The sequence below is a fragment of the Achromobacter sp. 2789STDY5608615 genome (genome assembly GCF_001298995.1).
Classification (GTDB): Bacteria; Pseudomonadota; Gammaproteobacteria; order Burkholderiales; family Burkholderiaceae_B; genus Achromobacter; species Achromobacter insuavis.
In genome coordinates, this window is the sequence record NZ_CYTY01000005.1 from 71,819 (window position 1) to 84,293 (window position 12,475).

Here is a 12,475-nt window from a genome sequence, read left to right on the forward strand (position 1 = left end):
AGGCCGGGCGGCGGGCGGCTCAGCCGGCGGCGTTTTCCCCGGCCTGCGCCAGCACCCGGCGGGCGCGGGTGATGACAGGCGCGTCGACCATCTTGCCGTCCAGCATGAAGGTGCCGGCGGCCTTGTCGCGGTGGGCCGCGACCACGCGGCGGGCCCAGGCCAGCTCGGCCGGATCGGGCGCGAAGGCGGCGTGGATCACCGGCACCTGCGCGGGATGGATGCACAGCATGCCGCCGAACCCCATCTGCTGGGCGCGCGCGGCGGCGGCGGACAGCCCCGCGTGGTCTTCGACCCCCGGGAACACGCCATCCAGCGCCGGCGCCAGCCCGGCGGCGCGGGTCTGCAGCAGCACCTGCACGCGGGCATGGTCGAGCACGGCTTCGGCGCCGGCGGTGTCCGGCGCCAGGCCCAGGTCCAGGCCGTAGTCGAGGCTGCCGAACGCCAGCCGCGCCACGCCGGGCGTGCCGGCGACCTCGGCGGCGTTGAGGATGCCGCGCGCGGTTTCCAGGATGGGGATGACCGGCAGCCCGGTCTGCGCCACGTGGCGCACCTGCGCCAGGCTTTCGGCCTTGGGCAGCAGGATGCCGGCCACCGCGGGCTTGCCGCGGCAGGCTTTCAGGTCGTCGTCGTGCCACGAGGTGGAGGCGTCGTTGATGCGCACCCAGACCCGCGCCTGCGGCTGCGTGCCCAGGAAGTCGCAGAGCGCTTCGCGGGCCGAGGCCTTGGCCAGGTGCTCGACCGCGTCTTCCAGGTCGACGATGACGGCATCGGCGCCGCTGGCCAGGGCCTTGGGGATGCGTTCGGCGCGGGAGGCCGGCACGAACAGCGCGGTACGAACGACGGAATGCATCACACCACCTCCGAAGCATGGAAGCGCGCCACCTGTTCGGGCGCGTATCCCAGTGATGCTAGCACCGCATCCGTGTTCTGGCCCACGGCGGGCACCGCCGCCATGCGCGGCGCGAAGGCGTTGCTGCTGGCCGGCGGCAGCAGCGCCGGCAGCGCGCCGGCCGGGCTGTCGACCTGGCTCCAGCGGTCGCGCGCCCGCAACTGCGGGTGGGCCCAGACCCCGGCCATGTCGTTGACCCGGGCGTTGGCGATCTGCGCGTCTTCCAGCCGGTCGGTGACCTGCTGCACGCTGAGGTCGGCGAAGGCCGTGACGATCAGCGCGCGCAGGGCCTCGCGGTTGGCGGTGCGCAGCGAGTTGGTGGCGAAGCGCGGGTCCTCGGCCAGCTCGGCCTGGCGCAGCACCTGGGCGCAGAAGACGCGCCATTCGCGTTCATTCTGCAGGCCCAGCATGATGGTGTTGCCGTCGCCGGTGGGGAACGGGCCGTACGGATAGATCGAGGCGTGGGCCGCGCCGGCGCGCACCGGCGGCGTGGCGCCCTCGAACGCGTAGTACATCGGGAAGCCCATCCACTCGACCATGCTCTCGAGCATGGAGACGTCCAGGCGGCTGCCCAGGCCGGTCTTCTGGCGCAGCAGCAGCGCGTTGAGGATGGCGGAATAGGCGTACATGCCGGCCGAGATGTCGGCGATGGAGCAGCCGGCCTTGACCGGGTCGTCGGCGGTGCCGGTGACCGACAGGAAGCCGCTTTCGCTCTGGATCAGCAGGTCGTAGGCCTTCTTGTCCTGGTAGGGGCCGCCTTCGCCGTAGCCGGAGATGTCGCAGACGATCAGGCGCGGGAAGCGGGCGTGCAGCGCCTCGAACGACAGCCCCAGGCGCGCGGCGGCGCCGGGCGCCAGGTTCTGCACCAGCACGTCGGCCTGTTGCAGCAGGCGATCCATGATGTCGCCGGCCTCGTCGCGCTTGAGGTCCAGCGTCAGGCTTTCCTTGGAACGGTTGGTCCAGACGAAGTGCGACGACAGGCCGCGCACGCGCTCGTCGTAGCCGCGGGCGAAATCGCCCGCGCCAGGGCGTTCGATCTTGATGACGCGCGCGCCCATGTCCGCCAGCTGGCGGGTGCAGAACGGGGCGGCGATGGCGTGTTCGAGGCTGATGACGGTGATGCCGTCCAGCGGGCGGGGGGCTGGCGTGCTCATGCGGTGAACCTCAGTTCGGCCTGGTGGGCCAGCGTGCCGTCCTGCTCGGCCCAGAGCCGGGCCAGGCCCGGTTCCTCGACGCGGCCGGCGACCTGGAAGGGCGTGGGCGAAATCAGCGGCCGCAGGCCGCGGTAGGACAGGTGCGTGGGGCGGGCGCCGGGATGGGCGCGCAGGAACGCGGCAACCATCTCGGTGGCGATCAGCGGGCCGTGCACCACCAGGCCCGGATAGCCTTCGGTGCCGGTGACGTAGGGATGGTCGTAATGGATGCGGTGGCCGTTGAAGGTCACGGCCGAATAGCGGAACAGCAGCACCGACGACGGCTCAATGGCGTCGCGCCACTGCGCCTGCGGCGCCGGCTCGGTGCCGGTGAGCTTGGGCGGCGTGGGCTGGCGGTAGACGATGTCCTGCTCTTCCAGGATGGCCACTTCGCCGTCCTGGCGATATTCGTGGCGCACCGTCACGAACAGCAGCGCGCCGGTGCGGCCGGCCTTTTCCTTGACGTCGGCCACCACCGAGACCCGTTCGGCCGGCACGCCCACGCGCAGCGGGCGGCGGAACTCGACCCGGCCGCCGGCCCACATGCGGTTGCGGTCCTGCGCGGGCGGCAGGAAGCCGCCGCGGGCCGGGTGCCCATCCGTCCCCAAGCCATCGGCCGCGACCGTGCTGATGAAGAACGCCCACTGCCACAGCGGCGGCAGGGGGGCGCCCACGGCCGGCGCCGGGCCGCCCAGCGTGGCGGCGATGCGCGCCGCGTGTCCGGGATCCAGCGCGTCCGCCTGGCGCTCGCCGCTGCCGATCCAGCCGGCCGGGTCTGTCGATGTCATGCCGATATTCCTCTGGTAGATGTCCTGGCGGCTAGCATCCCGCATGCCGCGCGCGCTGTGAATTCATTTTTCCTCAAGGCCGGGTTTGGGGTGCCTGAATCGTGCGCCCCGGGCCGGCCGCCGTAATATAGGCGCCATGCACTTCGACCTCGCCGACCTCCGCCTGTTTATCCACATCGCCGAATCCCCCAGCCTGACGCAGGCCGCCAAGCGGGCGCACCTGTCGCTGGCCGCCGTCAGCGTGCGGATCAAGGCGCTGGAGAACCAGCTCAACACCCGTCTGTTGTACCGCGACAGCCGCGGCGTGGAAATCACCCCGGCCGGCCAGCGGCTGTTGCAGCACGCGCGGGTCATCATGCGCCAGGTCGACCACCTGAAGCACGACTTCCAGGAACAGGCCGACGGCGATGCCGGCCACATCCGCATCTTCGCCAACACCACGGCCGTCACCGAATTCATGCCGGACATCCTGGCGCAGTTCCTGGCGGGCCATCCCGGCGTCACGGTCGACCTGCAGGAACGGCTGACCCGCGACATCGTGCGCGGCGTGCTGGACGGCACCACCGACCTGGGCATCGTCGCCGGCCCGGTCGACGCCCCCGAATTGCAGGCCATCCACTTCAGCACCGACCGCCTGGTGCTGGTGGTGCCCAACGGCCATCCGCTGCAGGACCAGGACAAGGTCAAGCTGGCCGACGCCGTGCGCTATCCGTTCATCACCATGCACGAGGGCTCGACCCTGGTGGCGTTCCTGCGCGACCAGCTCGAGCGCATCGGCCAGCGCCTGCCGCAACGCATCCAGCTGTACAGCTTCGATTCCATCTGCCGGATGGTGCAGGCGGGCGTCGGCGTGGGCGTGATCCCCGACTCGGCCGCGCGCCGCTACGGCGCGGAAATGAAGCTGCGGGTGGTGGAGCTGGACGAGCCCTGGGTGGTGCGCGAGCGCAAGCTGCTGGTGCGCGACATCGACGCCCTGCCCGGCTGCGCGCGTGAACTGATCGAGCAGATCCGGCAGCCGGCGGCCGTCTGACGCGCAGACGGCTCCCGCCACGCCCCGCGCCCATGCGGTATGCCTGGGCCGGTCCACGCGACAAGACGCCACGCGCCAGCCCTAGCGCCCGCCGAACGCCGGCGCGCGCTTCTGCGCGAAGGCGCGCATGCCTTCCAGGTAATCGTCGGTGTAGCCCAGCTCGCGCTGCAAGGCGCATTCCAGGTCGAACTGCTGCGCCAGCGTGTTGCCGCTGGACGCATGCAGCGCCTGCTTGGTGGCGGCGTAGGCGCGGGTCGGCCCGGCCGCCAGGGTGGCGCGGACCTCGGCCAGCGTCGCGGCCAGGTCCGCGTCCGGCACCACGCGCCAGATCAGGCCCCAGGCCTCGGCCTGCCGCGCGCTGACGGCCTCGCCGAACAGAGCCGCGCCCATGGCCCGCGCCGAACCCACCAGGCGCGGCAGGAACCAGGTGCCGCCCGCGTCCGGCAACAGGCCGATCTTGCTGAAGGCCTGGATGAAACGCGCCGACTCCACCGCGAACACCACGTCGCAGGCCAGCACCAGGCTGGCGCCAGCGCCGGCCGCAACGCCGTTCATGACGCACACCACCGGCGCCGGCAGCGCGCGCAGCCGCATGATGAGCGGCTTGTACAGTTTTTCCAGGTTCTCGCTCAGGTCACGCCGCGAACCGTCCTCGGCCGGCTTGCGCTCGCCCAGGTCCTGGCCGGCGCAGAAGCCGCGGCCGGCGCCGGTCAGGATCACGCCGCGCAAGCCGGCGTGCGCCTCCAGCGTGTCCAGCGCCCGCGCCAGCTCGGCGTGCATGACGGCGGTGAAGCTGTTCAGGCGCTCGGGGCGGTTGAGCGTGATGACGCCGACGCCCTGCTCCAGCGTGAACGTGATCTCGGTGTAGCGGTCATGGCTCATGCCAGTTCCTCCAGCACCGCCAGTTGCTCGGCGCTGTCGCCCAGCAGCAGGTCCGCGACCGTCAGGCGCTTGAAGTAGTCGCCGACCTCCAGCTCGTCCGTCATGCCCATGCCGCCGTGCAATTGCACCGCCATCTGCGCCACCAGCCGGCCGGCGCGCGCCGTTTCGAGCTTGGCCGAGGCCAGCATGCGGCGGCGCTGCGCCGCGTCGGGTTCGGTCAACGCGGCCACCGCCACGTAGGCCATCGACAGCGCCAGTTCCCTGGCCACCAGCATCTCGGCCAGGCGATGTTGCAGGGCCTGGAACGACGCCAGCGGCTGGCCGAACTGTTTGCGCGTCTTGAGATAGTCGACGGTGATCTCCAGCAGCCGCTCCATCGCGCCCGCCGCCTGGGCGCACAGCGCCGCCGTGCCCCATTGCAGCGCCTGCGCCAGGGCCGCGTCGGCCGCCGCGCCCTGCGCCAGCAGCGCGTCGGCGCCCAGCGATACCGCGTCGAAATCCAGCCGGGCGCAGCGCGCGCCGTCCAGCGTCGGCGTATCGGTGACCCGTACCCCAGTGACATCCGCCGGCACCGCCAGCAGCAGCGTGGCGCCGTCGTCGGCCCGCGCGCTCACCAGCCAGGCATGGGCGGCGGCGCCATGCCACACCAGGTGCTTGGCGCCGTCCAGCCGCCAGCCGCTGCCAGCGCGGGTCGCGCGGCAGGCCTGGGGATCGGCCTGGTAGCGGCGTCCGGGCTCCTGGTAGGCCACGCTGACCACGCGTTCACCCGAGGCGATGCCAGGCAGCCAGCGGTCACGCGCCGCCGCGCCGCAGGCGCCGATCAGGGCCGCGCCCATCACCGCGCTGGGGATCACCGGCTCGGCCACCAGCCCGCGCCCCAGCTCCAGGTGCACCGGCAACAGGCTGGCCGGCACCTCGCCGAAACCGCCTGCTTCCTGCGGGATGTTCAGGCCCAGCACGCCCAGTTCGGCCAGCGCGCCCCAGGCCGCCGGATCGAGCCGGCCCGCGGCCTCGCGGGCGCGGCGCTGCGGCCGGGTCCATGCCTGGTCCACCAGGCGGCGCAGGCTGTCGGCCAGCATGCGCTGTTCTTCGGTATAGAGGAAATCCATGCGTCGTGTTCCTTGCGGATGCGGGCCGGGCCTACAGGCCCAGCACCAGGCGGGCGATGATGCCCTTCTGCACTTCGGTGGTGCCGCCGTAGATCGAGGTCTTGCGCATGTCGGCATAGCCGGCGCCCGAGGCCGCCGCCATCTCGGGGCCGGGGCCGTGATACGCGGCCTCGGCCAGCATCCACTCGGGGTCGTACGGCCAGGCGTCGGGGCCGGCGACTTCCATCTGCAGCATGGCCAGGTCCTGCTGGATCTCGGAGCCGCGGATCTTCAGCACCGAGGCTTCCGGGCCGGGCGTGCCGCCGTTGCTGGCCGCGACGCGCAGCAGCAGCATTTCCAGCGCCATGATGTCGACCTCGATGCGCGAGATGCGGTCGCGCATGCGGCTGTCGGCCAGCAGCGGCCGGCCGCGCGCGGTGGCCTGGGCGGCCATGTCCTTGAGGATGCCGAGTTCGCGATGGCAATGGCCCAGGCCGGCGATGCCGGTGCGTTCGTGGCCCAGCAGGTACTTGGCGTAGGTCCAGCCCTGGTTCTCCTCGCCGACGAGGTTGGCGGCCGGCACGCGCACGTTCTCCAGCCACACTTCGTTGACGTCGTGGCCGCCGTCCAGCGTGCGGATCGGGCGCACCGTCACGCCCGGCGCGCGCATGTCCAGCAGCAGCATCGAAATGCCGCGCTGGGCGCGCGCCTCGGGGTCGGTGCGCGCCAGGCAGAACATCCAGTCGGCGTACTGCGCCAGCGTGGTCCAGGTCTTCTGGCCGTTGACCACGTATTCGTCGCCGTCGCGCACCGCGCGGGTCTTGAGCGAGGCCAGGCCCGAGCCCGAGCCGGGCTCGGAATAGCCCTGGCACCACCAGTCCTGCACCCGCGGCATGCGCGGCAGGAAGCGCGCCTGCTGTTCGGCGCTGCCATACTTCATCAGCACCGGGCCGATCATGGACAGGCCGAACGGCAGCAGGCGCGGCGCGCCGGCCTTGAAGCATTCGACTTCGAAGATCAATCGCTCCAGTGCGTTCCAGCCGGTGCCGCCATGCTCGACCGGCCAGTTCGGCGCGCCCCAGCCCTGGTCGGCCAGGATGTTGTGCCAGCGCACGTAGTCGTCGCGCTCCAGGCGCTGGTGCCGGCGCACCCTGTCGCGGATGTCCCGCGGCAGCCGGTCGGCGGCGAACGCGCGCACCATTTCGCGGAACCGGATCTCTTCCGGCGTCCAGGTCAGATTCATGGCCTACCTCCTTGGATGGCTATCTAGCCATGGCGACCGCGCGCCGGACAATCTGCGGTTGCGGAAGACCGGCTTTTGCCTCGGTGTAGGGCACGGGCACTACGGGCCGGCAAAAGGCCTGCTTCAGCAATGAAGAATGGCACCGGCCGGCGCCAGCCCCGACACTGGCGGCTCATCCCTCCGGAACCGTATGCAATGACCGCAACCGACCCACGCGCCGCCGAAGGCGTCGAGGCGCAATACCGCCAGGCGCTCGACCAGGGGCGCTTCCAGATCCAGCACTGCGACGCCTGCGACCGCGCGGTGTTCTATCCGCGCATGCTCTGCCCGCATTGCGGCGCCGCAGCGCTGTCGTGGAAGACGCCCGATGGCCGCGGCACCGTCTATTCCACCACCGTGGTGCGGCGCAAGCCCGAGGCGGGCGGCGACTACAACGTGGCGCTGGTTGACCTGGCCGAAGGCGTGCGCCTGATGAGCCGGGTCGAGGGCGTGGCGCCCGACGCCGTGCGCATCGGCATGGCGGTGCAGGCCCAGGTGGCCGTGACCGAAGGCCGCGGACTGCTGGTCTTCGTGCCGAACAAGGAGGCGCAATGACGCTGAACGATCTGCGCGGCGCCGTCGCGGTGGCGGGGGTCGGCCATGCCGGCCTGGGCCAAGCCAACGGCTACACCGAAATGGAAATCCTGGTGCAGGCGGCGCAGCGCGCCGTGGCCGACGCCGGCCTGACCATGCGCGACATCGACGGGCTCTGCACCGCCAGCGTGGCCGCGCCGATGTGGGCGATGCCGGTCATCGAACACCTGGGCATCCGCCCCAGCTTCATCGACAGCACCATGCTGGGCGGCTCCAGCTTCGTGGCGCACCTGCTGCCGGCGCTGCACGCGCTGGCCTCGGGCCAGTGCAACGCGGTGCTGGTCTGCTATGGCAGCACCCAGCGCACGTCGACGCTGAGCCGCGCCGAGATCGGCCGCGTGCGCAAGCAGTTCGATCCGCAGCCCTACGAGACGCCGTACGACCCGTTGAGCCCGCTGTCGTCGTATGCGCTGGCCGCGGCGCGCCACATGCACCAGTACGGCACCCGCCGCGAACACCTGGCGCAGGTCGCGCTGGCCGCCAACCAGTGGGCCCAGCTCAACCCCGAGGCGCAGCTGCGCGAACCGGCCACCCTGGAACAGATCCTGGCGGCGCGCATGGTGTCCGACCCCTTGAGCGTGCGCGATTGCTGCCTGGTCACCGACGGCGCCGGGGCCTATGTGCTGGTGCGCGCCGAGCGCGCCCGCGACCTGCCGCGCCCGCCGGTCTACGTGCTGGGCAACGCCACCGCCGTGTGGAACCGGCAGATCTCGTCAATGGAAGACCTGACCGTTACCGCCGCCAGCGAATCGGGCCGCCGCGCCTACGCCATGGCGGGCGTCTCGGCCCAGGACATCGACGTGGTCGAGCTGTACGACGCCTTCACCATCAACACCCTGCTGTTCCTGGAAGACCTGGGCTTCTGCGCCAAGGGCGAGAGCAAGGACTTCATCGCCGACGGCGCCATCGCGCCCGGCGGGCGGCTGCCGGTCAACACCAATGGCGGCGGCCTGTGCTGCGTGCACCCGGGCATGTATGGCGTCTTCATCATGATCGAGGCCGTGCGGCAGTTGCGCGGCGAGGCCGGCGCGCGCCAGGTGGCCGGCGCCGACCTGGCGCTGGTGCACGGCAACGGCGGCACGCTGTCCAGCCAGGCCACCGCCATCCTCGGCACCGCCGCCACGCTTTGACTCCAACCGCAGCAACCATGTCGCACGCAGAACCGCTCACCCGCATCCACCAAGTGCTGGCCCGCCAGGCCGGCGAGCAGCCCGACGCCATCTGCCTGTACGAGGAAGGCGGCGGCATCCTGACCTATGCGCAACTGTGGCAACGCGCCCAGGACGCGGCGCGCTGGCTGGCGGCCGCGGGGGTCGAGCCAGGCCATCGCGTGATGATGGTCGGCGAGAATTGCGCCGCCATGATCGCCGCGCTGTTCGGCTGCAGTCTTCTCGGCGCCTGGCCGGTGGGTGTGAACGCGCGGCTGTCGGCGCGTGAGATCGCCGCCATCGGCGCCCATGCCCAGCCGCAGGTGACGCTGTACACCAGCGGCGTCTCGTCCGCCGCCGCCGCCCATGCCGACGCGGCCGGCGCGCAAGCGGCCGATGCCGACGCCTGGGGCCCGGGCCTGCGGGCGCGGCGCGCGGACACGCCGATGCCACCCGAGCGTGGCGACATCGCCGCCGAAGTCGCCACTGTGATCTACACGTCCGGCACCACCGGCGCGCCCAAGGGCGTCATGGTGCCGCACCGCGGCCTGCTGCACTTCGCCGGCGTCTCGGCCGCGTCGCGCCGCCTGACGCCGCGCGACATCGGCTACGCCGCCCTGCCGCTGTCGCATATCTTCGGCATCGCCACCGTGCTGATGGCCACGCTGCACGCCGGCGCCAGCCTGGTGCTGCGCAGCCGCTTCGATCCCGAGGACGCCTTCAAGGCGCTGGCCCATCCGGGCGTCAGCATCCTGCAGGGCGTGCCGACCATGTTCAACCGCATGCTGGCGGCCGCGCCGCCGCGCGGCGAATTGCGTGCGCCCGCGCTGCGCTATGTCTACACCGGCGGCGCGGCGCTCGACCCCACGCTCAAGCGCGACGCCGAGCGCTACTTCGGCGTGCCGATGCACCACGGCTACGGCATCACCGAATACGCCGGGTCCATGTTCATCACCGACATCGACACCCCGCCGGCCGATTGCAGCGCCGGCTACGCGGTGGACGGCGTCGAACTGCGCATCGGCGACGCCGACGCGCCGCGCCCGGGCAAGCGCGGCGACATCCTGATCCGCGGCCCCGGCGTGATGCTGGGCTACTACCGCGACGCGGCGCAGACGGCGCAGGCGCTGCTGCCCGGAGGCTGGCTCGCCACCGGCGACATCGGCTACCTGGACGACCGCGGCGCGCTGTACATCGCCGGCCGCTCCAAGGATCTGATCATCCGCTCCGGCTTCAACGTCTACCCGATCGAGGTGGAGGCGGCCATCAACGCCTTCCCCGGCGTGCGCCTGTCGGCGGTGGTCGGCCGTCCCACCGAGGACCACAACGAGGAAGTTATCGCCTTCGTCGAGCCCCTGGCCGGCGCGCGACTGGACACCCACCTGCTGATGCTGCACCTGCGCGCCCAGCTGGCGCCGTACAAGCGGCCCGCGCAGATCCACTGCATCGACACGATTCCCACCACCGTCAGCGGCAAGATCCTCAAGCAACCGCTGAAAGAAAGGCTGGCGTAGGCGCGGCCCCGCTGTTCCGCTCCGCGACCGGCTCATTCCACAAGGAGACATGAGCGTGAACATCAAGACCCTGCTCGCCGCGGCCGCCGCCGTGGCGGCCATGACGGCCGGCGCCAGCGCCGCCGCCGACAGCGCCTACCCCGACCGCCCCATCCGCCTGCTGGTGGGCTACGCCCCCGGCGGCCCGGTGGACACCACCGCGCGCGTCTTCGCCAAGTACCTGGGCGACAAGCTGGGCCAGGCGGTCGTGGTCGAGAACCGCGCCGGCACCAGCGGCATGATCGCCTCCGACGCCACCGCCAAGGCCCCGCCCGACGGCTACCTGCTGGGCTTTGCCGCCAGCCCCACGCTGACCATGTCGCCATTGGTCCAGCGCAGCACCCTGTTCGATCCGCGCAAGGACTTCTCGCTGATCGGCCAGGTGGTCGACTACGCCAACGTGCTGCTGATCGGCCCGCAGGCCCCCGCGAAGAATGTGGGCGAGCTGGTCGACTACGCCCGCGCCCACCCCGACGCCGTGTCCTTCGGCTCGGCCGGCATCGGCGCCTCCAACCACCTGTCGGCCGAACTGCTGAAGAAGCAGGCCGGCGTGCCGATGCTGCACGTGCCGTATCGCGGCAACTCGCCGGCGATGATGGACGTGGTCAGCGGCAAGATCACCTTCATGTTCGACATCACCAGCACCGCCATCCCGTTCATCAAGAGCGGCAAGGCGCGCGCGCTGGCGGTCACCTCGCGCACCCGCAACCCCGAGCTGCCGGACGTGCCCACCATGATCGAGGCCGGCATGAAGGACTACGAGGTAGTCGGCTGGTACGCGCTGGTCGGCCCGCGCAAGCTGCCCGACGCCGTGCAGGCGCGCCTGACCCGGGCGCTGTCCGAGGTGTCGAAGGACCCCGCTTTCCGCCGCGCCATGACCGACGGCGGCTACACCATCAACACCGGCGACGCCGCCGCCCTGCAGCAACGCATCGACCGCGAATACGCCTTGTGGGCCGATGTGATCCAGAGCGCCAACATCCAGGCCAACTGACCCCGACGGGAACCCGCCTATGAAGCCATCCGCATTGCGCACGCAGACCCGACTGCCCATCATCGGCGCCCCCATGTTCCTGGTCTCCGGCCCGGACCTGGTGGCGGCGCAATGCGGCGCCGGCATCATCGGCACCTTCCCGTCGCTCAACGCCCGGCCGCAGGAACAGCTGCACGAGTGGATCACGCGCATCGAGGACAGGCTGTCCCGCGCGCGCCAAGCCGATCCGCAGGCGCGGATCGCGCCCTATGGCGTCAACCTCATCGTCCACCCCAGCAACGCCCGCTGGCAGGGCGACCTGGCCATCTGCGCCGAGCGCCGCGTGCCGCTGCTCATCACCTCGCTGCACCCGCCCGAGGCCGTGGTCCGCGCCGTCCACGCCTACGGCGGCCAGGTCTATCACGACGTCACCACCGTGCGCCACGCCCGCCGCGCCCTGGACGCCGGCGTCGACGGCCTGATCCTGGTCGCCGCCGGCGCCGGCGGCCACGCCGGCCAGCTCAACCCCATCGCCCTCGTCAACGAGATCCGCGCCTTCCACGACGGCCCGCTGGCCCTGTCCGGCTGCATCAGCCACGGCAAGGACATCCTCGCCGCCCAGGCCCTGGGCTGCGACTTCGCCTACATGGGCACCCGCTTCATCGCCACCCGCGAATCCCTCGCCAACGACGCCTACCGCGAAATGATCCTGCGCGCCCAGGCCGCCGACGTCACCTACACGCCCCACTTCTCCGGCGTCCCCGCCAACTACCTCACCGAAAGCATCCGCGCCGCCGGCCTGGACCCCACCCGGCTCCCCGACTACGACGCCCCGCCTCCCAACCTCGACAAGAGCACCCGGCCCAAAGCCTGGAAAGACATCTGGAGCGCCGGCCAAGGCGTCGGCGCCACCCAGGAAATCCTGTCGGTGGCCGAACTCGTGACCCAGCTGGAAACGGAATACCAGGAAGCCAAAGCCGCGCTGCTGCGCTGACTCCAGTCCCCCCAGCGCGCAGCGTCAACCGGAACCGCAAGACACCGCGTAAGCCGCCAGA

At 71.5% G+C, this 12,475-nt stretch carries 12 protein-coding genes; 6 read left to right on the forward strand and 6 right to left on the reverse strand.

Features of this window, described 5'->3' with window-relative positions; all coding sequences use genetic code 11:
* Positions 1–19: 19 nt before the first annotated feature.
* From AOZ49_RS05865 to AOZ49_RS05875, 3 genes are read right to left on the reverse strand one after another with little or no spacing between them, the layout of a single operon-like run.
* On the reverse strand, positions 20–853 hold the full coding sequence (locus AOZ49_RS05865; RefSeq protein ID WP_054434619.1) for an HpcH/HpaI aldolase/citrate lyase family protein: 834 nt from the start codon (positions 851–853) through the stop codon (positions 20–22).
* The gene (locus AOZ49_RS05870) at positions 850–2,043 is read right to left on the reverse strand and encodes a CaiB/BaiF CoA transferase family protein (RefSeq protein ID WP_054474594.1); all 1,194 of its coding nucleotides are present in this window, start codon (positions 2,041–2,043) and stop codon (positions 850–852) included. The genes AOZ49_RS05865 and AOZ49_RS05870 overlap by 4 nt, the downstream gene beginning before the upstream one ends.
* The gene (locus tag AOZ49_RS05875) at positions 2,040–2,870 is read right to left on the reverse strand and encodes an HTD2 family dehydratase (protein WP_054474595.1); all 831 of its coding nucleotides are present in this window, start codon (positions 2,868–2,870) and stop codon (positions 2,040–2,042) included. Before AOZ49_RS05875 ends, AOZ49_RS05870 begins: the two co-directional genes overlap by 4 nt.
* A 136-nt stretch (positions 2,871–3,006) precedes the next feature.
* On the opposite strand from AOZ49_RS05875, the gene AOZ49_RS05880 reads away from it, so the two are divergent.
* Positions 3,007–3,900, forward strand: a complete 894-nt coding sequence (locus AOZ49_RS05880; protein ID WP_054474596.1) for a LysR substrate-binding domain-containing protein — start codon at positions 3,007–3,009, stop codon at positions 3,898–3,900.
* An 81-nt stretch (positions 3,901–3,981) separates the two neighbouring features.
* On the opposite strand, the gene paaG is transcribed toward AOZ49_RS05880, so the two are convergent.
* Genes paaG through AOZ49_RS05895 form a run of 3 tightly spaced genes read right to left on the reverse strand, consistent with a single transcriptional unit; the run spans position 3,982 to position 7,113 of the window.
* Positions 3,982–4,782 carry a 2-(1,2-epoxy-1,2-dihydrophenyl)acetyl-CoA isomerase PaaG gene (paaG, locus tag AOZ49_RS05885; RefSeq protein ID WP_054474597.1) on the reverse strand — a complete coding sequence of 267 codons (801 nt, stop codon included), beginning with the start codon at positions 4,780–4,782 and terminating at the stop codon, positions 3,982–3,984.
* Positions 4,779–5,891 (reverse strand): acyl-CoA dehydrogenase family protein, encoded by a 1,113-nt coding sequence (locus AOZ49_RS05890; RefSeq protein WP_054474598.1) that lies wholly within the window; start codon positions 5,889–5,891, stop codon positions 4,779–4,781. Before AOZ49_RS05890 ends, paaG begins: the two co-directional genes overlap by 4 nt.
* A gap of 31 nt (positions 5,892–5,922) precedes the next feature.
* Complete coding sequence (locus AOZ49_RS05895) at positions 5,923–7,113, reverse strand: acyl-CoA dehydrogenase family protein (protein WP_054474599.1); 1,191 nt, start codon at positions 7,111–7,113, stop codon at positions 5,923–5,925.
* Between the two features lie 195 nt (positions 7,114–7,308).
* Here AOZ49_RS05895 and AOZ49_RS05900 point away from each other — a divergent pair, with 195 nt between their 5' ends.
* From AOZ49_RS05900 to AOZ49_RS05920, 5 genes are read left to right on the forward strand one after another with little or no spacing between them, the layout of a single operon-like run.
* Entirely contained in the window at positions 7,309–7,707 is a 399-nt protein-coding gene (locus AOZ49_RS05900; protein ID WP_054474600.1) for a Zn-ribbon domain-containing OB-fold protein, read from the forward strand.
* On the forward strand, positions 7,704–8,876 hold the full coding sequence (locus AOZ49_RS05905; RefSeq protein ID WP_054434632.1) for a thiolase: 1,173 nt from the start codon (positions 7,704–7,706) through the stop codon (positions 8,874–8,876). The genes AOZ49_RS05900 and AOZ49_RS05905 overlap by 4 nt, the downstream gene beginning before the upstream one ends.
* A gap of 17 nt (positions 8,877–8,893) precedes the next feature.
* Positions 8,894–10,408 carry a class I adenylate-forming enzyme family protein gene (locus AOZ49_RS05910; RefSeq protein ID WP_054474601.1) on the forward strand — a complete coding sequence of 505 codons (1,515 nt, stop codon included), beginning with the start codon at positions 8,894–8,896 and terminating at the stop codon, positions 10,406–10,408.
* 55 nt (positions 10,409–10,463) lie between these two features.
* Positions 10,464–11,441 carry a Bug family tripartite tricarboxylate transporter substrate binding protein gene (locus AOZ49_RS05915; RefSeq protein ID WP_054474685.1) on the forward strand — a complete coding sequence of 326 codons (978 nt, stop codon included), beginning with the start codon at positions 10,464–10,466 and terminating at the stop codon, positions 11,439–11,441.
* A 19-nt stretch (positions 11,442–11,460) separates the two neighbouring features.
* On the forward strand, positions 11,461–12,414 hold the full coding sequence (locus AOZ49_RS05920; protein ID WP_054474602.1) for an NAD(P)H-dependent flavin oxidoreductase: 954 nt from the start codon (positions 11,461–11,463) through the stop codon (positions 12,412–12,414).
* Positions 12,415–12,475 lie beyond the last annotated feature (61 nt).